Source organism: Weissella confusa (genome assembly GCA_041871065.1).
Classification (GTDB): domain Bacteria; phylum Bacillota; class Bacilli; order Lactobacillales; family Lactobacillaceae; genus Weissella; species Weissella confusa_A.
In genome coordinates, this window is the sequence record CP168942.1 from 1,481,402 (window position 1) to 1,503,639 (window position 22,238).

Sequence of the window (22,238 nt, forward strand, 5' to 3'; positions counted from 1 at the left end):
ATGTGTCATTCCTTTCAGTCGAACGCCACAATCTGCACACCACACCGGGACTTATAGATACTTTTCTCGGAGATTTTTCAGGGAGTGATATGCATTTTGTGACGCTCGACTTATATCAGGCGCTCTCACCGGCGGTTTAGGAAATACTGGGATTCATAACAGCCGTACATTTAGGGATATATACCGATTACATTTGATATCTAAACCGCCTGTCAGAGCGCCTGATAGTTAATTAACTAGCTGTTGATGTTAGCGTTATGCCAAATGATGTAGTCATCAACAGCCTTATCGCCATCTTCGCCATTAGCAATTGCTTCATCACGAATTTCAGATAGAAACTTCTTGTCAACACCAATCAAAGCCACGCTATCGAAAGCTTTGCCAAGCAACTTAAACATCATCTTGATGATCTTCATTTTTCATTACCTCCTTTTCCAAATATGGTCGTAGTCGCATATCGTTGGCTTCGAAGAAGTCTATTAACCAAGCAGCGAATACAACTAAGCCAATAACCGCGGCTATTGCATAGCCAATTACGATGTCGCTCAAACCATCACCTCATCAACATGTTCTTCAATGTACTTGGCAATCTTGAAACCGTGATACAGGCGTTGGTTTTGACCTTTCTTAATCGTCAAGCCAGGTTCAGCCTCCACTCGAGTACGCCAGTACGTATTGAAATCTTTCAAACTAATTGCGCCCAGGTAATCTTTCAAAGTTAGTTGATCATCTGGTGTGCTCTTCGTTCGATACATCTGAACGAATTGATGACTATAGATAATATTTTGCTCAGCCGTTTTAACAGCCTGCTCAAACACTTGAACTCCTAGCTGCATCAACATGTCAGTTGGCAGCTGAAGTGATACTTGCTCTGTCATAAGCCCTCCTTACGCGATAACTTTCGAATCAACCGCCAACGTGATTTCGTGATAATCGAACGAGAACTAGTTGTTCGCTCAATATTTTTGAAAAACTCACGATTATTCTTAGCAACCCACTGGTTGATGTACCTGCGTTCCACTTTTGTATATTGCTTGTCGCCTTTTGGAATTCGGCTGATTAACAACTTACCTAGCGGATGGTTTTTGATAATCCACTTGTTATTCATGACCTAAACCTCAGCATTCTCAAAGTTTCTTGGCATTGCCAATACTGATTGCCACGTTGCTTCGTTAATAGTTCCGTGGTCATGCTTGTATGACATCCATTCAAAGAATTTAGGTCCAATTCCGTCTGAGTTATAACCATTCGCAACCGCTGCTAATCTCACTTGCTCTGTAAAAGCTGATAGATCATCAGGTTCAGCCGTTACACCGAACATTTCGAGATATGCATATAACTGCAGCATGAGTTCGTGATTTAACTCATTCGACTCTTTTGCTAACGCAAGCTCTTCGTTGTACACATCAACAAGTGAGTTGTGTTTGTCAACAAGCGAATGATTTATAGCATTTAACTCATTAATCACACGGCTGCTAAGCCTGTGGTCAATCACGATCGCCACGATTGCAATAACAATTACTACCGCCGTTGTCATATTTACGCCTCCAAAAGTGTTTGCTCATTTGCTCCGTTAATCGCAAACATCAACACTTCATCAGGTTGCCAGTTCTGAGCGATACGCATAGCTTCATCAAATTTTGCAATTGGCAAGTCACCATATGATTCAATGTCATAACGGTCTTTAATGACTCGTTCAAGTTGCTTATACACCGCACTTCGAACCGTCTTAGCTTGATAAGCCGCTCCGTAATATCCGCCCATAACCTCTGCCACACGCTTATTTCGAGCCTTCGTAAATCGACGTCGCATTGAACTAGGCAAGCCCATTTGGTTCTTCAGTTCAGCTAGATCACTTTCAGTTGACGTTTGCCGTTCTTCGATTTGTGCAATTTGCTTTTCTTGTTGAACAAGTTTGTTCGCACTTGCGGCCACAATTTCCATCTCGGTCATTGTTTGCGTTTGATAACCGCCAGTCTTGCGAATGCTTGGCAAAACTTTAGCTGTTACCCAATCTTGGAACCGCTCAGCCGTCTCGTTGTTGGCCTTGATTGCTAACTTGTAGAATTGCGGCTCAGTAATGAAATCACCTTTCCCAACTTCCTTAGAAATGAAATTTTCATCTTTCCGCACATGTGCGGAAACGTTATTTAGATAGTTATTTACACGCTTCCATTGAACATAAGTGACGCCATTCTTCTCTTGAGTGATGCCCAACCCAATTGCTGCAGTTTCTGCGTCGAACATTACTTGTCCGTTTTCTTCCTTAACCTTCAAGTCGTTGAAGATTTGTACTTCATTTGCCATAATTTGGTCTCCTTTAAATTTGTTATTGTTCAACCGTCTTTAATTTCATGGTTTCCTTCATCGTTACGTTCTCCTTCCGTACTTCTTTCGTTTTGTACAAGTAGACCGTACTTTGATTTAAAAAATAATGTCGTCATAAGCGACATTAAATGATGTGAGTATCTTATCGATATTTCGTTGGGTCGGCGACGACTTGTGATTCTCCCACTTAGCCCATGAAGCTAAGCTAACGCCTATAGCATCGGCCGCTTCTTTTTGAGTCCAACGCTTACCAACACGAAGTTGAGCTAACGTATATCCCATACGTCCGCCTCCTTTCTTAAGGTATGTTTACATTCTAGTACGGATAAACCGTACAGTCAATACTTTTGTTCGAATTAGTAGTACTTTAGTTTTATAATAATAAACAAAAGTAGTTATGAGGACATACAAATGGCTAACGATATAACCGTTGCAGAAAATTTAAAAAGGTTGCGCAAGCAACACGGATACACCCAACAGCAACTTGCTGATATTCTTCACACGGCAAAGACAACTGTTTCAACTTGGGAACGAGGTGCTGCCAAACCAAGAATGGATGTTGCCAAGGAACTCGCAAACATTTACTCAATTTCTGTAAGCGAGTTGATTGGTGATGCCACAGAAACCAATAGTCCTGAATACATCAACTTAGACGAAGCACTCCGCAAACAAGGCGTTGTCATGGAGTACCAAGGAAAAGAACTGTCAGACAAAGCCAAAAGAAAAATCCTCGACATCCTTAAGATTGTAGATGATGACGAGGATTAGACCATATGGATTTTAAAGACTTAGAAGAGAGAATTGACGCTCAAATTAGAGCAGCTGGCATCAACGTAATGTATGACGAGTTCGAAACGTATGATCCCGACGTTGTTTTCATTAGAGAAGGTAAACGCCCCCTAATAGTGATTAACACTGTTTCGGATAGTGACGTCCCTGTTGTTGCCCGCAAAGCTCACGAGTTGTCTCACGTATTAGATGGAGATGGTTCAGCCAGAAGCTACACCTTCAGTATCGGTTTTAAAAACAACGCTGAGCGTATCGCTAACCGAGGCATGGTTTGGCGCTTAGCTAAAATTATTTATGAAGACATCCCCTTAGAAAATCGTAATTACTACGACTTTATGAAGTGGTTTAACTTGCCTAGCGGTTTTGAAGCAATTGTCGAAGAGTCCGTACGTCACGCGTGACACAACGTCCAGACAGGATTGACGTTAAAAGCTTAAGGGGCTAATTATGTTTTTGCTATTGCTAATAATCGTTGTGGTAACAATTATCGTATTAGTAAGTAACTCAAAAGAAAAACATTCTAAGTTTGATAAGTTACACGAAAACACGCTATTTGATTTACGCAACGACGGATCTGAAGTTAAGTATTCTTATTACGGTAAGAATAGTGCTATATACGTTAAAAAGGGCGTCCCTACTTTATACGTATTGGATGAAAAGTTTGAACTTAAAGAGTATTCACTCCAAGGCATTTCTCATTTCATCCAGTACAACCACGGACTAATCGAGTTGTTTGAAGTTGATTCTACTAACCCAACCGTTTTGTTAGATAAAGCTCACATAAAAGTAGCGGCTTTTGCCGGTCAACAAAACTTAGATTCATACACATCAGTTCAAGATTTAATTGATTTTTCAGGTTCAAACGTAAAGCAAATAACATGGTCTCATACCATTGAGTACGAAAACGGCACGTTCGACCTTAATTATCGTGAAGGATATTTCTCGTTTGGAACTACTGACGAAATATACACTATGGAATCGGTTGACTCATTTTCATGGAACGTTGGTGCAGAACAACACCATTACACTACTAAAAAGGGGCGTTCAGGTGCCGGAGGCGCTATTGTTGGCGGTTTAACATTTGGAGTTGTTGGTGCGGTTGCTGGAGGTTTAGCTCGTCGTAAATCTGATGAAATTATCGAAGGCAACGCGTATATCGACAGCGCATATGCTGACCTAGTTATCAACGGTGAATTAAGCCGTCTTTGGTTTGTATCCAAAGAAACTGAAAACTATGACAAAAAGGTTGCCAAATTGTATGAACTAGCTAACTTAATGGAGAAGCTTCTTCCCGATGTCGAAGAGAACGCAGCACCAGATAACCAAGCAAATCAAGTATCCGCTCGATTTGCAGATTTGCGTGAGCTAAAGTCACTTCTTGATGACGGAATCATCACACAAGAAGATTTTGACAAGAAAAAGGCTGACATTCTGGGTTAATACCCTACCCGCTCTGCGGGATACATAATACGTGCAGACAGTATCCACGTTAAAAGGTCTTTTGGAGTGGGATCCATGAGTAAATTTATGAAGTTATCGGCCATTTTGCTAACAAGCATTATGTTGGGGGGCGTTGCACTTGAAACAACGTCTTCATTTTCAAATGATACATTCGTTAGTGCTGCATCAAAGAAATCAAAAAAAGCTACGGCTAAGCGAAAGCGTGTTAATAAGTTAATTGATGCTGTAATTAAGCAGGATCAGGGAATCGCTAACGGATTAGTAGACGAAGATGGTAATTCCGTCGACAATGGAACACCAAATCCAGATTATGCTTGGGCACTAACAATCGATACTGTTACTTACCGCAAAGATGGAGAACTTCTCATTCGGGTTAACAACCAGTTCAATAATTTAAGTAAGTCAGATAAGACACAAGCCCTTCGTTATGCGCAAAGTGAAGCATTTACGGTTCTAGGAGATAATTATAAAAAGTGGGCTGATTCATATGATCGCCCACGCGTAACTGTACAAGACAATACTGGTGTGTTTATTGCAACAAGCAAGGTCTCAGACCCTGGCAAATTTAAATTTTTTGAGTAAAACTCTTCCCGCTTGCTTTGCTGAATAGCAAGAAACACTGCTTAAAGATAATTCTTGGCAATCTTATGTACATTGAGGAGTAGAAAATGTTTGACGTAAAGACTTACAAAGAACGAAACGATTATGGAATAGACACGAACAGTGGTGTTGAAATTAAATCTGTAGATGGGCTAGATATTGAGCAATTTAGGAAGTTTAACAAACAACACTTAAACTTCGGAAACTACGTCACTCTGCTTGCAGGAAAAAACGGAACGATGAAGTCCACCTTGCTTGGGCTTGGTATACACGCCTTTGAATCTGAAAGTCTTGATATTTATGGTAATCAACTTCAATCAAAGATGAATGACGTTTTCAACTTGTCCTTAAAGAAGGATGCAAAACGTTATTTTTATAACCTAATGCTAACTGACATCAATGGACAAAAAATTTCTCAACCCGTTCGAGTCTATCCGGACAATCTGCAAAAACCAACTAGGTTCCGTTTCACACTAAGTAAAGCGAATGTAAAGGGTGATGATCGTTTTAACTTACCAGTTGCGTATTTAAATTTGCGCCGTCTATTTCCACCTGTTCACATGAAATATTCACAATCTTCCGACGAAGAATTAACTTTTTCACCGGAAGAACAAAAAATGCGGAGCAATTTCTTTTTCAAAACTTTATTCCGTAATGACTTCGATATTGCCACTCCCTTTGGTGCGAAATTGGAGAAAACATCTATCGAAAAGCACTCATTCGGCCCTGCTGGAGACAACGCCATGTATGACGGACAAACAATCAGTGCCGGAGAGGACAATTTGGGAGCTATTTTTTCTCAAATACTTTCATTAGAACGGATTTTTCAGGCAAATAAAAAAAGCAATAAATTAACTGGCATTTTAGCAATTGATGAGTTTGACGCAACACTTCATGAAACAACGGTTATAAATTTATTCAAATATATCTTGGAGTGGGCTAAAACGCGTCGGGTACAAGTGTTCCTTACCTCACACGAACTTAGTTTGATTGATTACATTTATAACAATCTTCAGCAAGATTTAAAATATGAGGATATTGCTATAAATTTTGTCACAACTTTGTATGAAGACAGTAAAACGCTATCCATTCAAGAAAATCCTCCCTACGAAACAGCAATGGAAGAAATTTCTCTTCGGAAAAATCAATCAGAATCTCCTTCGTTTAAACTAAGAGTTCGTTTGGAAGATAAAGCTGCTGAAAGTTATTTTAAGAAACTTGTACCCAAAAAAATTCAGAAGCTGCTGGATATTTCATCGTCAGTTTCTAACGATAATGACTCTGGTTCATCTGCAAGCACCTTAAGGAAAGTTATTAAGAATTATCCTGCATTGTTAACGGATACACGGTCAATTGTTGTCTTCGATGCAGATGTCGACTTGGAAGAAGTTCTCACAGATAATTATCGATATGTTTTAAAACTCCCTTCATTACAAGAACCCGGACTTCCGTTCGAAAAAGAAATAGCCTATTGGGTGTATGAAAAAGGTGCTTCAGATCCATTGTTTCGACAGTCGTTAAAGCAATCAAGAGAATCAATTATTCAGACGCTTGCTCTTAGCGATGCCAATCCAGGAGCGGCTGACTTTAGGGAACAACCAACTAAACGTTATAAAAATTGGCGAGAACATAACCTTGCTTTGTTTAATAAGTTACTGACACGCTACAAATCGGAAAACTCGGAAATGGTAACTAATTTTAATCAAAAACTGAATAACCATATTTCAGATTTATACCAGAATTTCGGCATCAATAACCCTTTCTAAAAGGATGTCCATGAACTGCGAAATTTGCTAAAATTCCTGGAGGTGAACAAATATGGTATCAACATTTTCCCCGCTAAGATATCCTGGCGGCAAGTCACAATTGTACAAATTCGTAGAAGGAACCTTAAGTAAAAACTCAATAACTGGTACATACATTGAGCCATTCGCTGGTGGCGCCGGCATTGCTATAGAACTACTTCTAAAAAACAAAGTTTCTAAGATTGTCATTAACGATTTCGATCCAAGCATTTACTCTGTGTGGTACGCAATCATTAATCATGCGGAGGCATTAGTTGAGCTACTTAGTTCAGTGCCGTTCGACTATGCTACTCGTGGTGATACATCTCCAGCTGACCTAGCTAATTATTGGAACTATATTAAGGAGGTACATGATCAGTTTGACCACGATCCTAATTCAATTCAGAATGCATTTACCACATTAATGCTGAACCGAATGAACGTTAGCGGTATCATAAGCGGTGGCCCAATCGGTGGTAGAACCCAACAAGGAAAGTACAAGCTTGATTCCCGTTTTAATAAAGATACTCTCATCAAAAAAATTATGGCCATAGCTGCAAGGTCTGCCGATATCGACCTGTACAAGCTAGATGCAAATGAATTGATTACGGTCATTAGTAATGAACCGAAATATGAACCTGACAACACGTTCATATTCTTCGACCCGCCTTATTATGTTCAAGGGAAAAATCTATATCTTTCCTTCATCAACAATTCGCAGCATGCAATTTTAGCTAAAAACATTTTGGCCATGGACGACTACTTCTGGATCACCACTTATGACAGTGCTCCGCAAATTGCAGATATCTATCATAGTGCTTCACAAAAATATACTTATTCCCTAAACTACACAGCAAACAAACGTGGAAAATTCAGTGAGTACCTATTCGCTAGTGCTAAAACAAAACTAGCGTTCATAGAAAAAATGTCGGTTATTGCACAATAAAAAAGCGCATCCCCTTTATCGCTAAACTCAGGGATACGCTAATCAGTTATTCAACAAGCTAACAGTCTTGAAACGTTTTTAGTTTGTTTTCGATAAATATTATATCAGATAGACCCGGACACGTCTCTAAACTGTCCTATTATTTAACAGAAAGGTTAGGTTTAAACTAATGGCAAGTATTTACAAGCGCGGATCAACTTGGACTGCAAATGTTTTCGTCATGAAAGATGGCCAGCGACGGCGCAAAACAAAGTCTGGTTTCCGAACAAAAGCTGAAGCAAACGGCTGGGCAATGCAGACAGAGGCCGATAAAGTCAATCAAACGCTGGTACTACCTAATAAGATTTCGTTTCCAGACGCTTTTGATAACTGGTACCAGACATACAAAGAGCCTACACTTTCGGCAGCTACTAAGCGCTGGTATAAGTTCACAAGTGGCGTATTACATGAACGTTTTAATAACGTACGTCTATCATCAATGGACCGTCAACGTTTTCAGAGTTTCTTAAATGATTTTGGAAAGACACACGCAATTGAAACAGCTCGCAAAATAAAAATGCACGTTCATCAAATGGCTGAAGCAGCAATCATTGATGAAAAATTATCAAAAGACTTTACTGCTAGCACGAAAGTTACTGGTTCAGATGGCAAGTCTTCTGATATGAAGTTCTTAGAGGCCGACGATATGAAAAAACTTGTTGATCATATTAATGAGCGACTAGTTGTAACACGACCAGTTACCGACATGATGATTCTAACGGCTCTACACACTGGTGCGCGGTATTCAGAAATAGCAGGGTTAACATGGACCGACATTGACTTTGATAACAGCCAAATATCAATAAACAAGACTTGGGACATGGTTAACAAGGAATTCAAGGGTACAAAGACGAAAGGTTCCAATCGCACCATTGATGTGCCGACTGTATTAGTTGAGCAACTGTTAGAGTGGCGTAAAGTACACCCTGAAACAGTTTTTGTATTTCAAGGTAAACATGCCTACCCTCCGACAAACAATGCGGCAAACAAGCAATTAGAGCATAATTTGAAGCAAATTGAAGCCGAAAAGATTATTACGTTTCACGGTTTGCGACACACTCATGCAAGTTGGTTGTTGTCTCAAGGAGTCGATGTGAAATATGTGTCCGAAAGACTTGGTCACTCAGGTATCGAAATCACCTTATCAACGTACACGCACCTACTTGATCATGAACGAAAAGACGAAGCTCAGAGGTCAGTAAACCTACTAAATAACCTATGAGTGCTACAAAAGTGCTACAAATACAAAATAAAAACCCATGAACACCTTTATTTAAGGGGTTTCATGGGTTGGTTTGATGCCGCCGACAGGAATCGAACCTGCACGAGATTGCTCTCACACCGACCTGAACGGTGCGCGTCTGCCAGTTCCGCCACGGCGGCATATCAATAACAGTATTAACTATATCAAATTATCCTGTTATTGAATAGATTATTTACATATTCTGCTTTGAGAACGCTGCGAAGCTGTATTGCTTACGCATCAAACCATATAAGCTGTTTGAACTCTCATATTGACGGAGTGGGAAGTCATTCTTGGCATGCCATAGCTCCCAATCAGACTTCATGTTCCACGTTGATAGCATCACAAGTTGATGTTGGTTATCGTTACGTTGCAACAAGAATGAGCTAATGAAACCATGCTCATCCATCCCCTCTTCATAGGCATTATAACGACGAATGAAGTTATCACGCTCTGCATCATTCAATGTGATGAACGTAAAATTCATCCAGCCACGAATATCACTTGTTTCCCCACGACTAGCAAGGATTTCATACGTCGTTGGCATTGCAAAAATTGACTTCTTATCCGTTGTCTTTTCAAGCAACTGGTAGCGAGACTTATCTTCGTCATCAACCATCATCAACAACTTGTGATCCAAGTGTTCGTTACGCACATTTTGCAACACTGCCTTTGAACCAAAGGCGACATGTAAGTATTCAGTCATTATGTTTTCCTCCACATTATTCCCCAATTAGATTAAAAACATTATAACCAATTTATATCAAAAATACCCGTCAAAACTATCCGCTTTACTTATATTCTGGTCCGTTTTGATTAGCATCGTATGCTGCAATATCAACCCCAGTGGCATCCTTTACAGCGACACTCTCAACCAAACGACCTTGTTCGTTGGAATCAAGTGCCAAGCCACCAAAATTGTTCTTCTTACGAAGTTGCATGTTTTCAGCTAGCAAAGACTTTGACGTACTCTTGATGTACCAAGTCCCCAAGCTCGTTTCCAAAGGCATATCAAACCAGCGTTGGTATGGGACATCCTTGTTAACAATGTTAATCGTAAAGCTTGTTTCCATCGTGACATCTAGCGGATCATTGTATGGGCTGATTCCATCTTCAACCGCAAACAAAATGACTTGGGTCTCAGGATCAAAGTTATTCATTACACGGTTCGTTGCGTAATCATCAAGTTCAATATACATCTTCATCACCTCATCTTTTGTTCTAATCTTAGAATAATTTCGGCTTTATTGGTCAAAAAAAGGACCGACAAATTTGTCGGTCCCTCTTCTATTAGTTGTTGCCTTCAGCTTCTTGACGGGCGATGTAACCGCGTGACGTCGTTTGAGCAAAAGGTCCTGATTGCATTTGCATACGCATACGCAAGTTTTGTTGAACGTTTTGGTTGATCGTTTGTGCTACCAATGGTGTAACATCGGCAGGTACTTCTGAGTCAACCTTCGTACGAATTTGGCGAATCAATTGGTAAAAGTCCTTACCCTTACGCATAACCAACTCGTTGTCAGCCTTATCAAACGCAAAGTGCGCGTCATCCGTGTCCTTGTTGTAAACAAAGTCCATGATTTGTGACGTTACAGCTTCGTTCTCGTAGTTGTCTTCTTCACCTTGCCAAAGGTTAGCGATTTCCGTCAAGTAAGCCTCAACTTCTGCTGGGTCGATGTAAACTTCCTTCAAGTTAACCATGAATGCCATGTGCCAAATCCTCTTTCCGTGCTTATTTATATTCGCATACTTACTAATTACAAGTATTAGTTTATCGAAAAACAAGCTAATATGCACTGATTAAGGGAGCTCCCACGACACCTTTTATGTTGCATTTTCGAAACACACGGTGTAACGATTAATGCAACGCCATCGAGATTAATGATAACGACGCAATCGCGTTATTCAACATGTGCGTCATCATTGAATATTGAATCTGTTTCGTCTTCTTATAAACAACCGCCAACGCAATTCCCATCAATGAATACTGAATAAGCGCGAAGATTTGGAAATCTTGGAAGACGTGGAAATAACCGAACAGCACCCCTGAAATGACCACATTTAGCCACCAAGGCCCATCCTTAAAGAAGTAGTTCAGCACAATACCACGGAAGATCAACTCTTCCACTAATGGTGCCACAACCACCGCCAACAAAATAACAAAGACTAGATTTGTCCCGCCTGTGCTGGCCATTTTTTCGAGCGCCTGTTGATTCGTTGCCGTCTGAACCCCGCCGGCAAAAATATATTGCAACAGGACGGTGACAATACCGGCACCGATAATCATCAAGTAGCCGCGCCAAATCCAGTTTGCCTTATGTCCATTGAACTTGTGCAGACCAAGCTTTGGTGAACGTTGACGAACGCCATAACCGACCACCAGGACGGCAATTGTGGTAAACACTGCCAAGAACAGCACCATCGTGATGATTGGTCCAGCACTATTTGCTGACACATGCAACAAGCTCGCCATACTGCGTGCACTGTACATGCCAGCAACCTGAATTGCAAAATCCAGTAGTACACCGATGATAATCCAAATCAGTCCGGTGATAATGTCACCAATCCAATTATGTTCCTTAGTCATGATTAGCCTCTTCCTCCTTCTTTTCCGCCTTTAATCGCAACGTTACCGTCAACCATGACATCACAACTGTCATCAAGACGAATAGGAGCAAGAATACTGGGATTGACACCCAGAGTGGCCACGCCATTATTTTCGCGACTGCTGCCAGCCCGACAAAAAGTAGCACCGTTATTATACTCGTGCCAATCTGCAACGCTAATCCCATTATTTACCTATCCTTACAGTACGTATTTTTCAAGAATTTCCGCAATCGCACCCTCGTTGTTCGTCTTTGACGTCACAACATCAGCAGCTTCCTTGATTGCTGGAATACCATTCGCCACACTGACCCCTAATCCAACAGCAGTCAGCATCTTCAAATCATTATTATTATCACCAGCGGCAATAATTTCATCACGTGCAATGCCTAACTTCTCACCCAACAACAATGATGCTGATCCCTTATCAACACCCTTCTTGTTGAATTCAACATAACGTGAAGATGAGAATGTGGCTTCAACTTGATCGCCACCAACAGCAGCAATCACCGCATCACGAATTTGCTCACGGACAGCTTCATCAGGGTGCTCAAAAATCACCTTCATCACCGGCTGTTCGTTAGCCAAGAATGACAAGTCATCCGTTGCCATCAATTCATACGGCACACCACGCTCGGCCATGTATTGCTTATCAGTTGGTGAGATGTTGTAAATGAACAGTGTGTCTACCGTATATACGTGCACATCAACCGTCTCGTTCACCAAGCCAGCCTTAAAAATCTTTTCCGCAATCGCAAGATCCATGCCACGCGTCAACAAGACTTGATTGTCTTTGTTTTCAACAATTGCTGCCCCATTGTAAGAGATAACATATTGTCCGGCTTGGTCGTAAAGGCCTAACGTCTTAAGCAATTCTTGGACTGACTTAAATGAACGACCAGTGTTGGGCACAAACTTAAATCCCGCCGCCACAGCTTGCTTAATCGCTGCCAAATTGGCTTCGTGAACGGTACCATCATCATTCAACAACGTCTCATCTAAGTCTGAAACTAGCATTTTATATACCATTTGTATTATCCCCCGTGTGTTTACCTTTATTGTAACAAATAAAGGCAACCGCTTATTACCAATTCATGAATAATTATTTGATTTTTACTTTGTTTTTCAAATGCTTTTGCTTGCTGTCACATTTCTGAAACAGTTATAATCAAGGTAACGAAAGGAATATAGGAGAGTATTCAGATGCGTAATTTTATTAATGAGTTCCGCGACTTTATTATGCGTGGAAATGTTTTGGACCTAGCTATCGCCTTCATCATGGGTGCTGCTTTCCAAACTGTTGTTAAATCAGTTGTTGACGATTTGATTATGCCACTAGTTGGAATCGCAACGGGGTCAATCTCATTCTCAGCCATCGTTTGGCATGTGGGATCTGCCGACATTAAGGTTGGTGCTTTCATTTCAGCAGTAATTACCTTCCTGTTGACTAGTTTTGCGGTCTTCTTGATTTTGAAGGCAATCCGCAAGGCACAAGCTTTGACTTCTAAGGAAGTTGAAGAAGAGGAAGAAGCAACAATCGAAACGGAGCTTGGCGTTTTGCAAGAAATCCGTGATGCTTTGGCCGCTAAGAAGGACTAAAGCCGAACGATATTTTCGACATAAAATAGACATATTTTATTCACTTTCCGAAGAATGCCTAAGCGGTGGGGTTTATCCCCACTTGGCATTCTTTTTTTATTTGTCAAGACGTTGAATTAAATTCATATTTTGGCTAAGATAGTTATCAGTTATTCAACGCAGCTTATGCTGTAGTTGACGATTCTTGAAACAAAATTCTGAAGGAAGAAGGACTACCATGGTGATTATCACGGCAGGTATGATTGGTGTTGGTAAGACGACATTGACTGATTTGATTGCAAAGCATTTGGGGACGCAAGCATTCTTCGAGCCAGTTGGCGAAAACCCGGTTTTGCCCCTATACTACGCTGATCCAAAGCAATACGGTTTCCTATTGCAAATTTACTTCTTGAACAAGCGATTTGCGATGATTAAGAAGGCCTTGACCGACGACAACAATGTCCTTGATCGTTCAATTTATGAAGATGCCCTCTTCACACAAGAGAACCACCGCGAAGGTAACATTTCAGACGCCGAACTTGATGTTTACATGACGTTGTTGAACAACATGATGGCGGAAATTCAAACGATGCAAAAGGGACGTCCTGACTTGATGGTCTTCGCCGATGCTGACTTTGACACGATCTTGTACCGTATTAAGAAGCGTGGTCGTGACTACGAACAATTCGAAGACAACGACGAATTGCGTAGCTACTACTTCAAGATGTGGAGCGCTTACCAAAAGTGGTACGAAGAATACGATGCTTCACCAAAGATTAAGATCGACTTGCAACAATTTGACCTTGAGGATGAAGCCAACCGTCAAGCAGTCCTAGAGACGATTGACGCCCGTTTGGCCGAACTTGATGCAACTGTTAAGTAACGATTGAAAAAGCCGTTAGCACTGCGCTAACGGCTTTTTTGGTGCACAAAAACACACAGACGATTAAACATCATCCGTGTTTTTGAAATTATGCGTTATATGAACCGACAAAGGCAGGCATAAAGCCAGTCGTCACGTTTTCGACGCGGACATTGTAACCTGGTGCTGGTGCGGCAACATATTGACCATTACCGATATAAATAGCCACGTGCCATGAAGAACCATGATCACCCCAGAACAACAAATCTCCTGGTTGTGCAGTGGCGATAACATCAGCCGGTGTCTTAACATCAGTTGTTGAAACGTATGCTTCCTCTGATACCGTGTATGATGGCAAGCTTAGTCCTGCATCATTGAATACCCAAGCTGCCAAGCCTGAGCAATCGAAACCAGCTGGTGTCTTTCCACCCCATACGTATGGAATGTCTTGACCAGCATACTTCAACGCAGCGTTAACAATCGCCGTACGTTGTGATGCCGTCAAGCCACCTTGAACACTTGCCCGTGCATTAACATAATCAGAAGCTGGTGCCTCTGATGCAACCGACGCTGCTTCTGATGGTGCAACCGCTGTCTCTGAAGTCGCAACCGATGTGGCTGGTACTTCTGAGGCCATAACTGGCGTTTCACTGACAATGGATGATTCAGCTGGTGCGACTGGTGCTTCTGAAACGACAGATGCCTCTGACGCAACCGGTGCTTCCGAGGCCACTTCTGACGTTTGTGACACAACTGATGACTCAGCTACCACTGGCGCTTCTGACGGTGCCACACTAGCAATAGCTGGCGCTTCTGAGGCGGCAACCGATGCGGGTGTGGCCGTCGCTGATCCTGTAGCTGGAATGTAGACAATTTGCCCAATTTGCAACATTGTCACGTCAACGCCAGGATTCAGGGCTTGAATAGCGGCCACTGAAACACCATATTGGGCTGCCAATTGGCCAAGCGTGTCGCCATCCTTAATTGTGTACGTGCTTGTATCAGCAGGCTTCTCTGTCGTTGCCTCAGCTTCTGATACGACTGCTTGCTCAGCCGGTGTCACCGCAGCACTTGTCGCAGCTGAAGACGCTGCTGGCGTGTAAACTGCCGTCGCTGATGATGCTGCTTCAGTCTCCGAGTTAGCTAGCAGCTCGACATCCCCCACGTTGTCAGTTGCTGGCGCCACTGGCGCAACGTTGGCAACGGCACGCAAAGAAATCTTTGGTGCGGTTGCCAATACCTTATCGCGAACAACATCTGACTTGGTTGTCACTTGCTTATCATCATTGTCCACCACTGATGATGATTCATGCGTCGTCGCAACGTGCTCTGAATCAGTTGCGATGTTCGCTAATTGATCAACCGCTGCTTGTACCATTGGCACTTGCGTTGTTGCAACAACGCCCAGAGCGCCAGCAACACCAGCAACGATTGCTTTAGTTGATACTTGTCCCATATGAACTACTCCTCTCAAGGTTTATATACTCTCGTCTACAGAAAAAGTGTTAAGAAAGTTTTAAATAATATCTCGACTACTCTATAATACCCTATTTTTTCGCTGAAATGTGGGGAACTTATGTTCGGATACAAAAATTCACACTTTAGCATGTCAAATACAAAATCTATGTTTTAGTAAAAATTAAGATAATCATCGTGACCCAAAATGTGTCACAGGCAAACCCGCACGAATACAAACAAAAATGACGATTGAAACATCACCTGTGTCACAGGCAGATTGTCTTAATCGTCATTCGCGTTATTTCATTTGTATTGCAACGCACATATACTTTGCAATTATTTATTTACAAACTTATCAAGTTTACGTTGCATATCGCTTAATCCAAGGGGAACATACGTGCGGCTTTGACTGCTCGTTGCCACCCAGTATAAGCCTTAGCCATTTCATCTTGGCGTTCTGCAAGTGGTTCTTTCATCTCAGTTGCCGCTTGTTCGGGCAGTGCATCCATCGACTCCCAGTAACCAACACCCAAACCTGCTAGATATGCAGCCCCAAGAGCCGTCGTTTCAAGTTGCTTTGGACGACGAACCGGTACGTTAATTAAATCTGCTTGGAATTGTTGCAAGTAGTTATTCGCAGCTGCACCACCGTCAATAACCAAGCTACCAACTGTCAAACCAGTATCAGTCTGCATGGCATCCAATACATCACGTGTTTGGTAGGCCAATGACTCCAACGTTGCACGAACAACGTCACCCTTTGTCGTGGCACGCGTCAAGCCAAACATCGCACCACGGACGTTTTGGTCCCAATATGGCGCACCTAGGCCACTGAATGCTGGCACTAGATAAATTGGTTCAGGATGTTGTTCGCGGGCTACCTCGGCCAAATCAGCGGTCTCCTTGGCGCTCTTGATAAGCTCCAAACCATCACGAAGCCATTGAATAGCCGCACCAGCAATAAAGACTGATCCTTCCAAGGCGTACGTCACCTTGCCATCCAAGCCATACCCAATCGTCGTCAACAAACCATTCTTTGATGTCGCGATATCATCCCCGGTATTCATCACGATAAATGAACCGGTTCCAAAAGTGTTCTTAACATCCCCGGCTTCAAACGCCTTATGACCGAACAAAGCCGCTTGTTGGTCACCAGCAATTCCAGCGATTGGCACTTGAATACCAAAGAACGCATAGTCAGCTGTGTAACCGAACACACCAGATGAATCCTTAACGTCAGGCAACACACTTGCTGGAATATTGAACTTGTCCAACAACTCTTGATCCCACGACAACGTGTGAATGTTAAATAGCATTGTACGTGAGGCGTTTGAGTAATCCGTCGCGTGGACCGCACCATTCGTCAACTTATACAATAGCCAGCTATCAATCGTACCAAACAATAATTCGCCACGTTCAGCACGCTCACGAGCACCTGGTACATTATCAAGCAACCACATAATCTTCGTTGCAGAGAAGTACGCATCAATCCAAAGACCAGTCTTCTCGTATACCCAGTCCGTCAAACCGTCCGCCTTAAGTTGCTCAGCAATCGCGTCACTTTGCTTTGATTGCCAAACAACAGCTGGTGCAATTGGCTCACCGGTCAACCGATCCCAAATCACCGTTGTTTCACGTTGATTAGTTACACCAATTCCTGCGACCTTATAAGGTGGCACGTTAGCCTTAATGACAACTTCGGCCATCACTTGACGGGCATCATCCCAGATAGTCATTGCATCATGTTCAACCCAACCTGGTTGCTTAAAGATTTGTGGCAACTCTTTTTGTGCCGTTGCAATGGCCGTACCGGTTTCGTCAAACAGAATAGCACGCGTACTTGTGGTCCCTTGATCAAGGGCCATGATAAATTGATCAGCCATAAAAGCTCCTAATAGTTCGTTTATTGTTTACGCATCCCCGTTGCGTAAAAAAAGAGAGATGGTTTTTAAAACCACCTCTCTTATTGTACGCAATTACTTTTCAGAACGCAAAGTACCGCCGTCCATGAAACGGTCAGTGCGCATTTCGTTAACAATCACCTTGATTGCCTCACGTGGTGCCCCAGTGTTCTTTTCAACAGCTGCAGTGATGTCAGCCATCATTCCCTTCAATTGTTCGTCTGAACGACCTTCAACCAATTCTACGTGTACAAATGGCATTATTATTTCCTCTTTCTTTTCTACTTATTCATTAGCTTATCAGCCTCAGCATCTAAATTCAATGCCTCGGTAATTTGCGCTTGTGCCGCTAGTCGCTCACGGCGAATTTGGCTCTGCAAATCTTCATTCCAGAAGTTGTTTGAAACGTTAACTGTATTAACAATATTGATAAATGCATCTGGATCAACCGACTTCGTCAAACGCTCCATCTCAGTCAATTCATAACGTGACAAAACCATCATCAATGTCGTGTTTGGTTCACGTGTGTAAGCACCAACTGACGGCAAAATCGTAATACCACGAATCAAATCTTCTTGAAGTGCTTTGACCACTTCATCAGAACGCTTCGTGACAATGAATGCTGTCAGCTTTTGGTGACGCGTGTGAATTGAATCAACCGCAACCGACGTCGCATAGATACCAATAATCGTGTACATCGCGTTTTGCCAACCAATAAATGAACCAGCAATGACAACAACAAACCCATTAATAAACAGGTTGATGAACCCAATTGACTTTCCAGTCGTCTTTTGGACAATCATCGCCACAATATCCATACCACCGGTTGAGAATCCCAACTTAAATGTGATACCGATTGCCACCCCTAGTAGCAGCCCCCCAAACAAACCAGCCAAAATTGGCTCATGTGCAACCAGCGTTTGCTTTGGCAACATAATTTGCATGAACGACGCAAAGAAGTTATTCAAAAATGATAGAATCGTAAATTCTCGCCCAGCGTAAATCCAACCAGCAATTGCTAGCGGGATGTTAACGGCCATGATAATGGCTCCAACTTCAACGTTGATACCAAACACTGCTTTGAAGAACAAACTAAGCAGCTGCGCAACTCCGTTAAATCCGCCGGAGAAGATATTATTTGGGATAAAGAAATTATTCATCGCGACAGCAACCAAAACTGATGCTGCTACAAAGACAATTGCCTTTAGTCCATACTCACGTACACGTGCAATGTTCACAAGTGCCGCCTCCTTACGTCATTTTTTAATCGTCCCTATATTATCACACAGTTTTCACGGTTAGACCACACCAGATGTCAGGTTTGACAACATATTGAAACACTTCAAATTATCAAAAAACGGAACCTTGCATTAGCAAGATTCCGTCATTACTTTTAGTCGTTCATCGCTGCGACATAACGCAAGCTCTTTTCTTCATCAAAGTCCTTTTCTGACTTTGAAATAACGATTGATGCAGCTGAGTTACCAACAACGTTAACCACTGTACGACCCATGTCGACCAAACGATCAATACCAGCAATAAAGGCCAAACCTTGTACTGGCACACCAATAGTTGAAACGGTTGCCAACAACACCACGAATGATGCTCCTGGCACACCAGCCATTCCCTTTGAGGTAATCATCAACACGACCAACAACGTCAATTGGTGTTGAATAGACAAGTGAATACCATATGCTTGGGCCATAAACAATGCACCCAACGCTTGGTAGATGGCTGACCCATCCAAGTTAAACGTATAGCCAGTTGGCACAACGAATGAGACAACACCTTGGCTAACACCAAACTTCTCCATCTTTGACACGATACGTGGCAAAGTCGCTTCTGATGATGCAGTCGTGAAGGCCAAAATGATTTCTTCCTTCAACACCTTGATCAACGTCCAAATGTTGACGCCAAAGAAGTGCAAGACACCACCCAAAACAACCAAGATGAAGAAAATCATTGTGACGTAGGCGATGAAGATAAAGAAACCAAGTGAGCCCAATGAGCTAACACCCATTTGGGCAACTGTCGCCCCAATCAAGGCACCCACACCAATTGGTGCAACTTGCATGACCCAGTTCGTCACCTTAAACATAACCTCGGCAACAGCGTCCAAGAAATCAATAATAATTTGACCCTTAGGACCGATGGCCGCTGTACCCAAACCAAAGAATACAGCGAAGAAGATAACTTGCAACATCTTGTCTTCAGCCAATGAGCCGAAGAAGTTCGTTGGAATAATATCCATTAACGTTGCCCAAATACCATGTTCACCCGCTTCCTTAGCGGAACTCAAGTATGAACTGATGTTTGATGCTTGCAAGTTGTGGATATCAACATGGGCACCTGGTTGGAAAATATTTCCAGCCAACAAACCAATGACAATCGCCAACGTTGACAACACTTCGAAGTAGATAATTGTCTTACCACCGATACGACCTAGCTTGTGCATATCACCCATCTTGGCAATACCAGCTGTCAAACTAGACAACACAATTGGCAACACAATCATTTGAATCAATCCAATAAACATTGATCCGATGTTTTGCATGGCCGTAATCGCCGTCTTATTTTGGTAGAAAATAACTCCCAAAATAATTCCGACAACTAGCCCTAACAAAATGCGCCAGCCAAGCCCAATGCTTCGCTTTTGCTTCTTTGTTTTTTGCTCGCTCATTATATGAAAACCCAATCCTTATAGAAAATATCACTCGTTATAGTTTACACTATTTCACGCCTTTTTCATAACAAATTATGAAATTAACCCTAATAAAATTATATTTTTATCATTAAACGTTTTACTAATTAAATATCCGTAAGTACAACAAAAAAAGCTGATTCCAAACGGAATCAGCTTTCTTATCGCTTAATGACGTAATGTCATTAGGCACGGCGTGCTTCGCGGATACGAGCAGCCTTACCGTGCAATGCACGCAAGTAGTACAACTTAGCGCGACGTACACGACCGTGACGAGTCACTTCGATCTTGTCAACACGTGGTGAGTGCAATGGGAACGTACGCTCCACGCCAACACCGTTAGAAATCTTACGAACAGTGTACGTAGCTTGGATGCCAGTACCCTTACGCTTGATAACAACACCTTCGAACATTTGCACACGCTCACGTGAACCTTCAACGATTCGAGCGTGGACACGAACTGAATCACCGGCACGGAACTCAGGAATGTCCGTACGCAATTGATCAGCAACCAACTTTTCTAGCAAAGCGTTTTGACGCATAATCAAATCTCCTAGTCGACAATCATTTCACCACCTGGCCAGCGGATTATCGGGTTTATTTTTTGGTGAATAAAACACCAGAAATAATAATATCATCTCTGGTGTCCTTTAACAAGTCTTAATCCTACTTATTCGCTTCTTCGTCCTTTACTTCGTTGAGCAATTGGCGCTCTTCCTTCGTAAAGTCGTAGTTTTCAAGCAAATCTGGGCGACGAAGGTACGTGCGGCGCAAGGCCTCCTTCTTCTTCCACTTTGCAATATTAGCGTGGTGCCCTGACATCAACACATCAGGTACTTTCATACCACGGAAATCAGCAGGACGCGTGTATTGCGGATACTCAAGCAAGCCAGTTGAGAATGAATCATCAACGGCTGACATTTGATCACCCAAGGCTTCATCCAGCAAACGAACCGTGGCATCGATGACCACCATCGCACCAAGTTCACCACCAGTCAACACAAAGTCACCAAGTGAAATTTCATCAGTCACCAAATCACGAATACGTTCATCGTACCCTTCGTAGTGCCCCGCAATAAACGTCAAATGGTCTTCCTTAGCAAGTTCTTCAGCCATCTCTTGGTTGAATGTCTTACCAGCTGGGTCCATCAAAATCACACGGCCACGTGAACCAGCTTCTGATTCAATGGCATCCATCGCGTCGAAAATCGGTTGTGGCATCAACAACATGCCTTGGCCACCACCATAAATTTCATCATCAACCTTGTTGTGCTTGTTGTCAGTATAGTCACGGAAGTCCGTCACCTTAAAATCCACCAAACCGCGCTCAATCGTCTTACCGATAATTGATTCACGCATTGGCGTAAACATATTTGGGAATAAACTCAAAACATCAATGCGCATGATTAAATTTCCTCAAGCATGTTGACCTTGGCAACACCTGCATCAAGATCAATCTCAGTCACAACGTTTTCAATGTATGGCAAGAAAATATCATCTTGACCCTTGGCCTTCACAACCCAAACATCGTTAGCTGGTAGTTCCATGATTTCAGCTACCTTACCAAGTGTCTTACCGGTTGCGTTATCCACGACATCCAACCCAACGATTTCGTGGTAGTAATATTCATCATCCGCCAAATCTTGTAGCGCTTCTTCAGGCACCATCAAGTCGTGCGTCTTGTATTGCTCGACCAAGTTAATGTTTTGCAAATCCTTGAATGACAACAAGACAAATTGCTTGTGGTTACGAACCGTTGCAATCTCAACTTCAACTGGTGTCTTGCCATCAATGATTAGCTTGCTGCCCTTTTGGAAACGTTCTTCAGGAAAGTCAGTCGTTGCAATCACACGGACCTCACCACGGATACCGTGTGTATTAACAATCGTTCCTACTTTATACAAAGCCATAATATCAGTCTTCCTCTTATTGTTAGTTTCATCT

30 protein-coding genes and 1 tRNA gene are annotated in these 22,238 nt (G+C 42.3%); 9 read left to right on the plus strand and 22 right to left on the minus strand.

All coding sequences use genetic code 11. The features are described from left to right. Positions 1–236 precede the first annotated feature (236 nt). The 7 genes from ACAW68_07100 to ACAW68_07130 form a co-directional block, all read right to left on the minus strand. Positions 237–416, minus strand: coding sequence for a hypothetical protein (locus tag ACAW68_07100; protein ID XGA15244.1), 180 nt, complete (start codon positions 414–416; stop codon positions 237–239). Next, positions 391–549, minus strand: a complete 159-nt coding sequence (locus ACAW68_07105) for a hypothetical protein (protein XGA15245.1) — start codon at positions 547–549, stop codon at positions 391–393. Before ACAW68_07105 ends, ACAW68_07100 begins: the two co-directional genes overlap by 26 nt. Beyond that, on the minus strand, positions 546–878 hold the full coding sequence (locus tag ACAW68_07110) for a hypothetical protein (protein ID XGA15246.1): 333 nt from the start codon (positions 876–878) through the stop codon (positions 546–548). Before ACAW68_07110 ends, ACAW68_07105 begins: the two co-directional genes overlap by 4 nt. Further along, positions 875–1,108 carry a hypothetical protein gene (locus tag ACAW68_07115; protein XGA15247.1) on the minus strand — a complete coding sequence of 78 codons (234 nt, stop codon included), beginning with the start codon at positions 1,106–1,108 and terminating at the stop codon, positions 875–877. The genes ACAW68_07110 and ACAW68_07115 overlap by 4 nt, the downstream gene beginning before the upstream one ends. A gap of 3 nt (positions 1,109–1,111) precedes the next feature. Further along, positions 1,112–1,537, minus strand: coding sequence for a hypothetical protein (locus ACAW68_07120; GenBank protein ID XGA15248.1), 426 nt, complete (start codon positions 1,535–1,537; stop codon positions 1,112–1,114). A 2-nt stretch (positions 1,538–1,539) separates the two neighbouring features. Further along, a complete protein-coding gene (locus ACAW68_07125) occupies positions 1,540–2,307 on the minus strand; it encodes an ORF6C domain-containing protein (GenBank protein ID XGA15249.1) in 768 nt (255 codons plus the stop codon). A gap of 117 nt (positions 2,308–2,424) precedes the next feature. Next, positions 2,425–2,610, minus strand: coding sequence for a helix-turn-helix transcriptional regulator (locus ACAW68_07130; protein XGA15250.1), 186 nt, complete (start codon positions 2,608–2,610; stop codon positions 2,425–2,427). Positions 2,611–2,739: 129 nt separating this feature from the next. On the opposite strand from ACAW68_07130, the gene ACAW68_07135 reads away from it, so the two are divergent. The 7 genes from ACAW68_07135 (at position 2,740) to ACAW68_07165 (ending at position 9,169) form a co-directional block, all read left to right on the plus strand. After that, positions 2,740–3,096: a helix-turn-helix domain-containing protein gene (locus ACAW68_07135; GenBank protein ID XGA15251.1), complete on the plus strand. Its 357-nt coding sequence runs from the start codon at positions 2,740–2,742 to the stop codon at positions 3,094–3,096. A 5-nt stretch (positions 3,097–3,101) separates the two neighbouring features. Then, complete coding sequence (locus ACAW68_07140) at positions 3,102–3,518, plus strand: hypothetical protein (GenBank protein XGA15252.1); 417 nt, start codon at positions 3,102–3,104, stop codon at positions 3,516–3,518. A 46-nt stretch (positions 3,519–3,564) separates the two neighbouring features. Then, a complete protein-coding gene (locus ACAW68_07145) occupies positions 3,565–4,557 on the plus strand; it encodes an SHOCT domain-containing protein (protein XGA15253.1) in 993 nt (330 codons plus the stop codon). Between the two features lie 75 nt (positions 4,558–4,632). Next, entirely contained in the window at positions 4,633–5,160 is a 528-nt protein-coding gene (locus ACAW68_07150; GenBank protein XGA15254.1) for a hypothetical protein, read from the plus strand. An 86-nt stretch (positions 5,161–5,246) separates the two neighbouring features. Next, a complete protein-coding gene (locus ACAW68_07155; GenBank protein ID XGA15255.1) occupies positions 5,247–6,944 on the plus strand; it encodes a hypothetical protein in 1,698 nt (565 codons plus the stop codon). Between the two features lie 52 nt (positions 6,945–6,996). Then, positions 6,997–7,908: a DNA adenine methylase gene (locus ACAW68_07160; GenBank protein ID XGA15256.1), complete on the plus strand. Its 912-nt coding sequence runs from the start codon at positions 6,997–6,999 to the stop codon at positions 7,906–7,908. A 169-nt stretch (positions 7,909–8,077) separates the two neighbouring features. Next, complete coding sequence (locus ACAW68_07165) at positions 8,078–9,169, plus strand: tyrosine-type recombinase/integrase (protein XGA15257.1); 1,092 nt, start codon at positions 8,078–8,080, stop codon at positions 9,167–9,169. Positions 9,170–9,246: 77 nt separating this feature from the next. On the opposite strand, the gene ACAW68_07170 is transcribed toward ACAW68_07165, so the two are convergent. The 7 genes from ACAW68_07170 to ACAW68_07200 form a co-directional block, all read right to left on the minus strand. Beyond that, a tRNA-Leu gene (locus ACAW68_07170) sits at positions 9,247–9,330 on the minus strand. 53 nt (positions 9,331–9,383) lie between these two features. Next, on the minus strand, positions 9,384–9,896 hold the full coding sequence (locus ACAW68_07175; protein ID XGA15258.1) for an antibiotic biosynthesis monooxygenase: 513 nt from the start codon (positions 9,894–9,896) through the stop codon (positions 9,384–9,386). Positions 9,897–9,981: 85 nt separating this feature from the next. Next, complete coding sequence (locus tag ACAW68_07180; GenBank protein ID XGA15259.1) at positions 9,982–10,395, minus strand: iron-sulfur cluster biosynthesis family protein; 414 nt, start codon at positions 10,393–10,395, stop codon at positions 9,982–9,984. A gap of 85 nt (positions 10,396–10,480) precedes the next feature. Further along, the gene (locus ACAW68_07185; protein XGA15260.1) at positions 10,481–10,900 is read right to left on the minus strand and encodes a hypothetical protein; all 420 of its coding nucleotides are present in this window, start codon (positions 10,898–10,900) and stop codon (positions 10,481–10,483) included. Between the two features lie 148 nt (positions 10,901–11,048). Next, positions 11,049–11,777 (minus strand): lysostaphin resistance A-like protein, encoded by a 729-nt coding sequence (locus ACAW68_07190; protein ID XGA15261.1) that lies wholly within the window; start codon positions 11,775–11,777, stop codon positions 11,049–11,051. After that, entirely contained in the window at positions 11,770–11,904 is a 135-nt protein-coding gene (locus ACAW68_07195) for a hypothetical protein (GenBank protein ID XGA15262.1), read from the minus strand. The genes ACAW68_07190 and ACAW68_07195 overlap by 8 nt, the downstream gene beginning before the upstream one ends. Before the next feature lie 91 nt (positions 11,905–11,995). Then, positions 11,996–12,823 (minus strand): Cof-type HAD-IIB family hydrolase, encoded by an 828-nt coding sequence (locus tag ACAW68_07200; protein XGA15263.1) that lies wholly within the window; start codon positions 12,821–12,823, stop codon positions 11,996–11,998. Between the two features lie 174 nt (positions 12,824–12,997). Here ACAW68_07200 and mscL point away from each other — a divergent pair, with 174 nt between their 5' ends. Then, the gene (mscL, locus tag ACAW68_07205; protein XGA15264.1) at positions 12,998–13,393 is read left to right on the plus strand and encodes a large conductance mechanosensitive channel protein MscL; all 396 of its coding nucleotides are present in this window, start codon (positions 12,998–13,000) and stop codon (positions 13,391–13,393) included. A 217-nt stretch (positions 13,394–13,610) separates the two neighbouring features. Next, positions 13,611–14,255 (plus strand): deoxynucleoside kinase, encoded by a 645-nt coding sequence (locus ACAW68_07210; protein ID XGA15265.1) that lies wholly within the window; start codon positions 13,611–13,613, stop codon positions 14,253–14,255. Between the two features lie 88 nt (positions 14,256–14,343). Here ACAW68_07210 and ACAW68_07215 read toward each other — a convergent pair whose 3' ends face one another. The 8 genes from ACAW68_07215 to rimM all read right to left on the minus strand — a co-directional run bounded on the left by ACAW68_07215 (position 14,344) and on the right by rimM (position 22,204). After that, positions 14,344–15,690, minus strand: a complete 1,347-nt coding sequence (locus tag ACAW68_07215) for an NlpC/P60 family protein (GenBank protein XGA15266.1) — start codon at positions 15,688–15,690, stop codon at positions 14,344–14,346. A 379-nt stretch (positions 15,691–16,069) separates the two neighbouring features. Further along, entirely contained in the window at positions 16,070–17,575 is a 1,506-nt protein-coding gene (gene glpK / locus ACAW68_07220; protein ID XGA15267.1) for a glycerol kinase GlpK, read from the minus strand. Positions 17,576–17,668: 93 nt separating this feature from the next. Then, entirely contained in the window at positions 17,669–17,854 is a 186-nt protein-coding gene (locus ACAW68_07225) for a 2-hydroxymuconate tautomerase (protein ID XGA15268.1), read from the minus strand. Between the two features lie 20 nt (positions 17,855–17,874). Then, positions 17,875–18,831: a YitT family protein gene (locus tag ACAW68_07230; GenBank protein XGA15269.1), complete on the minus strand. Its 957-nt coding sequence runs from the start codon at positions 18,829–18,831 to the stop codon at positions 17,875–17,877. Between the two features lie 155 nt (positions 18,832–18,986). Further along, positions 18,987–20,273: a dicarboxylate/amino acid:cation symporter gene (locus tag ACAW68_07235; GenBank protein XGA15270.1), complete on the minus strand. Its 1,287-nt coding sequence runs from the start codon at positions 20,271–20,273 to the stop codon at positions 18,987–18,989. Positions 20,274–20,479: 206 nt separating this feature from the next. Continuing rightward, positions 20,480–20,836, minus strand: coding sequence for a 50S ribosomal protein L19 (gene rplS / locus ACAW68_07240; GenBank protein ID XGA15271.1), 357 nt, complete (start codon positions 20,834–20,836; stop codon positions 20,480–20,482). A gap of 124 nt (positions 20,837–20,960) precedes the next feature. Beyond that, complete coding sequence (gene trmD, locus ACAW68_07245; protein XGA15272.1) at positions 20,961–21,698, minus strand: tRNA (guanosine(37)-N1)-methyltransferase TrmD; 738 nt, start codon at positions 21,696–21,698, stop codon at positions 20,961–20,963. A gap of 2 nt (positions 21,699–21,700) precedes the next feature. Next, the gene (gene rimM / locus ACAW68_07250; GenBank protein XGA15273.1) at positions 21,701–22,204 is read right to left on the minus strand and encodes a ribosome maturation factor RimM; all 504 of its coding nucleotides are present in this window, start codon (positions 22,202–22,204) and stop codon (positions 21,701–21,703) included. Between the last annotated feature and the right edge of the window lie 34 nt (positions 22,205–22,238).

What these genes read in the sequence shown, in the direction of transcription:
- ACAW68_07100 (XGA15244.1), bottom strand. Translation starts at nt 416, where the DNA reads ATGAAGATCATCAAGATGATGTTTAAGTTGCTTGGCAAAGCTTTCGAT.
- ACAW68_07110 (XGA15246.1), bottom strand. Translation starts at nt 878, where the DNA reads ATGACAGAGCAAGTATCACTTCAGCTGCCAACTGACATGTTGATGCAG.
- ACAW68_07115 (XGA15247.1), bottom strand. Translation starts at nt 1,108, where the DNA reads ATGAATAACAAGTGGATTATCAAAAACCATCCGCTAGGTAAGTTGTTA.
- ACAW68_07120 (XGA15248.1), bottom strand. Translation starts at nt 1,537, where the DNA reads ATGACAACGGCGGTAGTAATTGTTATTGCAATCGTGGCGATCGTGATT.
- ACAW68_07125 (XGA15249.1), bottom strand. Translation starts at nt 2,307, where the DNA reads ATGGCAAATGAAGTACAAATCTTCAACGACTTGAAGGTTAAGGAAGAA.
- ACAW68_07130 (XGA15250.1), bottom strand. Translation starts at nt 2,610, where the DNA reads ATGGGATATACGTTAGCTCAACTTCGTGTTGGTAAGCGTTGGACTCAA.
- ACAW68_07135 (XGA15251.1), top strand. Translation starts at nt 2,740, where the DNA reads ATGGCTAACGATATAACCGTTGCAGAAAATTTAAAAAGGTTGCGCAAG.
- ACAW68_07140 (XGA15252.1), top strand. Translation starts at nt 3,102, where the DNA reads ATGGATTTTAAAGACTTAGAAGAGAGAATTGACGCTCAAATTAGAGCA.
- ACAW68_07145 (XGA15253.1), top strand. Translation starts at nt 3,565, where the DNA reads ATGTTTTTGCTATTGCTAATAATCGTTGTGGTAACAATTATCGTATTA.
- ACAW68_07150 (XGA15254.1), top strand. Translation starts at nt 4,633, where the DNA reads ATGAGTAAATTTATGAAGTTATCGGCCATTTTGCTAACAAGCATTATG.
- ACAW68_07155 (XGA15255.1), top strand. Translation starts at nt 5,247, where the DNA reads ATGTTTGACGTAAAGACTTACAAAGAACGAAACGATTATGGAATAGAC.
- ACAW68_07160 (XGA15256.1), top strand. Translation starts at nt 6,997, where the DNA reads ATGGTATCAACATTTTCCCCGCTAAGATATCCTGGCGGCAAGTCACAA.
- ACAW68_07165 (XGA15257.1), top strand. Translation starts at nt 8,078, where the DNA reads ATGGCAAGTATTTACAAGCGCGGATCAACTTGGACTGCAAATGTTTTC.
- ACAW68_07175 (XGA15258.1), bottom strand. Translation starts at nt 9,896, where the DNA reads ATGACTGAATACTTACATGTCGCCTTTGGTTCAAAGGCAGTGTTGCAA.
- ACAW68_07180 (XGA15259.1), bottom strand. Translation starts at nt 10,395, where the DNA reads ATGAAGATGTATATTGAACTTGATGATTACGCAACGAACCGTGTAATG.
- ACAW68_07185 (XGA15260.1), bottom strand. Translation starts at nt 10,900, where the DNA reads ATGGCATTCATGGTTAACTTGAAGGAAGTTTACATCGACCCAGCAGAA.
- ACAW68_07190 (XGA15261.1), bottom strand. Translation starts at nt 11,777, where the DNA reads ATGACTAAGGAACATAATTGGATTGGTGACATTATCACCGGACTGATT.
- ACAW68_07195 (XGA15262.1), bottom strand. Translation starts at nt 11,904, where the DNA reads ATGGCGTGGCCACTCTGGGTGTCAATCCCAGTATTCTTGCTCCTATTC.
- ACAW68_07200 (XGA15263.1), bottom strand. Translation starts at nt 12,823, where the DNA reads ATGGTATATAAAATGCTAGTTTCAGACTTAGATGAGACGTTGTTGAAT.
- mscL (XGA15264.1), top strand. Translation starts at nt 12,998, where the DNA reads ATGCGTAATTTTATTAATGAGTTCCGCGACTTTATTATGCGTGGAAAT.
- ACAW68_07210 (XGA15265.1), top strand. Translation starts at nt 13,611, where the DNA reads ATGGTGATTATCACGGCAGGTATGATTGGTGTTGGTAAGACGACATTG.
- ACAW68_07215 (XGA15266.1), bottom strand. Translation starts at nt 15,690, where the DNA reads ATGGGACAAGTATCAACTAAAGCAATCGTTGCTGGTGTTGCTGGCGCT.
- glpK (XGA15267.1), bottom strand. Translation starts at nt 17,575, where the DNA reads ATGGCTGATCAATTTATCATGGCCCTTGATCAAGGGACCACAAGTACG.
- ACAW68_07225 (XGA15268.1), bottom strand. Translation starts at nt 17,854, where the DNA reads ATGCCATTTGTACACGTAGAATTGGTTGAAGGTCGTTCAGACGAACAA.
- ACAW68_07235 (XGA15270.1), bottom strand. Translation starts at nt 20,273, where the DNA reads ATGAGCGAGCAAAAAACAAAGAAGCAAAAGCGAAGCATTGGGCTTGGC.
- rplS (XGA15271.1), bottom strand. Translation starts at nt 20,836, where the DNA reads ATGCGTCAAAACGCTTTGCTAGAAAAGTTGGTTGCTGATCAATTGCGT.
- trmD (XGA15272.1), bottom strand. Translation starts at nt 21,698, where the DNA reads ATGCGCATTGATGTTTTGAGTTTATTCCCAAATATGTTTACGCCAATG.
- rimM (XGA15273.1), bottom strand. Translation starts at nt 22,204, where the DNA reads ATGGCTTTGTATAAAGTAGGAACGATTGTTAATACACACGGTATCCGT.